The organism is Deltaproteobacteria bacterium (assembly GCA_011773515.1).
GTDB lineage: Bacteria > Desulfobacterota > Deferrimicrobia > J040 > J040 > WVXK01.
Map to the genome: position 1 here is coordinate 122,710 of WVXK01000114.1, position 3,004 is coordinate 125,713.

The following is a 3,004-nucleotide window of genomic DNA, read 5'->3' on the forward strand; positions in this document are numbered from 1 at the left end:
ATGAAGAGCTCTTTTACCGCCATATCACGTAACCCCGAGGAGCCCTCTCGGCCTCAGCCACAAAAGAAAGATAAAGAGGGAGTAGACGAACAGGTGTTTGTACTCGGGCGGGGCAATGTATCCCCCGAGGGACTCTATCAGCCCCACGATGAGCCCGGCAATGAACGCCCCGTGAATGTTTCCGAAGCCGCCGAAGCAGACGACGACGAAGGCCGTGAGGCCGAACACACCCCCCACTTCGGGAAATATATAGAAGAAATTCGAAAGCAGGGCGCCGGCAATCCCGGCGGCGGCTCCGCCGATACCCCAGGAGAGGGAGAAAATCCTGTCGGGATCGATACCCATCAGCTGCGCGGCAACCCTGTTTTCCGATGTAGCCGTGATCGCGCCGCCGATCCTGGTGTGGTTTATGATCCAGTAGATGACCCCCGTCGTCAGGAACGCGCCGAGGGCGGCAACCGTTTCGGGTATGCCCACGTAAACTCCCAGGAACTTCACATTTCCCGACAGGACCGTGTTCCCGATCGAGCGATAGTCGGGCTTGAAGAAAAAGAAGATTACGTAGCGCAGAAATATCATCATGCCGAAGGTGGTAAATATCTGAACGAGCATGGGGGCATGCATTATCCTCCTGATGATCATCCGGTAGGTCACAACGCCGACGACAAACAAAAAGCCCCCCGCAACGGGGATGGACAGGAGCGGGTCGATTCCAAGGGAGGTATAGAGAACATAGGATGTGTACATCCCCAGCATCAAAAAGTCGCCGTGGGCGAAATTGACGATATCCATAACACCCCATATCAGGGTGAGTCCCACAGCGACGAGCGAATAGATGAGCCCCAGGAGCAATCCGCTGACTACGGCCTGGAGAATTTCAGTTTCCATGCACCTTTTCCCCTGGAACGATGGAAAGGGCGAAAGGAGGCTTTTCGCCCCTGTGGTCTGCCGCGTTACCTCTTATCCCATGGAACGAAGGGATGCACGATTTCCCGCGACGCGAGGTCGAAGGGCCACACGGTGGAGTACGCACCGTCCACGAGCTGCACCACGATGCCTCTCCCGAGCTCGTTCTGCTGCTTCTCGTTGAACTGTATCCCCGCCCAGGGCATGATAAGCTGATCACCGGGAATCGAGTAGCCGACGAGCGTCTTCCGTATGGCCTCAGGCTCCGTCGACCCGGCACGGTTTATCGCATCGGCGATCGTCAAAAGTCCCGTGAAGGTCCGCGCCGAGTTGCCGTTCATATCCTTCCCAAACCTCTCCTTGTAAAGCCTGTTGATCTCCGCAACCATCGGCTTCTTATTCGCCAGGTCGAGAGCCCACACCTCCCTGCTGAGGATGTAGTCGCCGTCAGCGCCGAGGGACTTTCCGAACTCGCCCGAGATAAAACCGGCGTCCATGGCCAGGATCATGCTGGGAGCGTAGTTGAACTTCTTTATAGTCTTCATGAAGAGGATGGAGTCGGACACATACGAAGCCGGCAGAACGACCTCCGCCCCCGAGTTCTTTATCTTCTGAACCTCCGAGTCCAGGGACGAGCTGTTTGCCGAGTAGGATATAGTCGCTGCAAGCTCGAACCCGTACTGTTTGGCGTACTTGGTCTCCGTGTCCTTGACTCCCTCGCCGAAATCGGTGTTCTCGTGAAAGATGGCAACCTTCTTGATCTTATTCTCCATCTTCTTGTTCAGCTCGTCGAGGAACTGGAAGAAGTTCTCGGAAAAGGTGTCATCGTTGGGGGTCGTCCTGAAGAACCATTTAAAGCCCCGCTCGGTGAGGGATGCCGCGGTCGACTCGGGGTTCAGAAAGGGCTTCTGGTGCCGCTCGGCAGCGAGGGAAGCCGTCTTCGTCACGGAGCTGTAGTAGCAGCCGATGAGAGCCACCACGTTCTCCTCCGTTATGAGGCGCTCGGCCTCGGCAAGGCCGACGTCGGGCTTTCCCTGATGATCGGCGACGATGACCTCGATCCTGGCCCCCTTGAGGTTTGGAAGCCCCTCGTCCTTCGCCAGGGGAAGATTGAAGTCATGCTTGTTGTTGATGATCTCCTGTGCAAGCTTGATCGCATCGGCAAGCTCCTTCCCCGTCGTCGCAGCGGGCCCCGTGAGCGGGTAGATGGCGCCTATCTTCAGGGTTTCGGCCTTCGCGGCCGACGCCGCGAATAACACGATGAAAAATACAACCAGGAAAGATCTCTTCATTTTTCCTCCTCCTTTTTTTGATGAAAGATTCCGTACCCTCCTCCCCCGGGTGTCTCTATCCTGAGAACATCACCCTTTGAAAGGGGAGCGTAAAACTTTCCCCCCTTGTCGAATACCTTACCACTCGAGATAACCGTGTTCTTTCCCGTGCAGCCCGGTTCCCCGCCGAGCATACCGTAGGGAGGAACCCTCCTCCTCTCGGAGAGGACCGTCGCATCAGCATCTGACAGAAGCTCTATCTCCCTCACGATGCCGTCGCCTCCCCGGTACGCTCCCTTTCCGCCCGTCCCCCTCCTCACCGAATATTCCCTCACGAGAAAGGGATAGCTGTATTCGAGGGCTTCTATGGGGGTATTCAGGGTATTGGTCATGTTCGAATGGACGGCGCTGGCACCGTTCACCCCCTCTCCCGCTCCCATCCCCCCTCCGATGGTCTCGTAGTACGCAAAGGGCTCACCCGTCCTCTCGTCGATACCCCCGATGGCAACGTTGTTCATCGTCCCCTGTGCCGCGGCAGGGATGCGATGGGGGACCGCCTTCCCCAGTGCCCCCAGCAATGCGTCGACGATCCTCTGGGAGGTTTCCACGTTTCCCCCGGCTACCGCAGAGGGAAACTCGGAGTCGACGATCGACCTCTTTTCCGTGACCAGCGTTATGGGCCGCAAAACCCCTCCGTTGGTCGGGATCTCCTCGGGCATGAGAGCACGGACCACGTAGAGAACCGCCGAGAGGGTAATCGCGTACACGGCATTCACGCTTCCCCGCACCTGCCGGTCCGAGCCCGAGAAGTCGATGTGAAGGCTGTC

The 3,004-nt window shown here is 57.6% G+C and carries 2 protein-coding genes and 1 pseudogene (1 of these 3 cut by a window edge); all 3 read right to left on the reverse strand.

Going from position 1 to position 3,004, the window contains the following annotated elements; all coding sequences use genetic code 11:
* Positions 1–24: 24 nt before the first annotated feature.
* Complete coding sequence (locus GTN70_12680; protein ID NIO17810.1) at positions 25–876, reverse strand: branched-chain amino acid ABC transporter permease; 852 nt, start codon at positions 874–876, stop codon at positions 25–27.
* 77 nt (positions 877–953) lie between these two features.
* A complete protein-coding gene (locus GTN70_12685; protein ID NIO17811.1) occupies positions 954–2,198 on the reverse strand; it encodes an ABC transporter substrate-binding protein in 1,245 nt (414 codons plus the stop codon).
* A pseudogene (locus GTN70_12690) lies at positions 2,195–3,004 on the reverse strand (hydantoinase B/oxoprolinase family protein); it runs 725 nt beyond the window's last position. The gene GTN70_12685 and the pseudogene GTN70_12690 overlap by 4 nt, the downstream one beginning before the upstream one ends.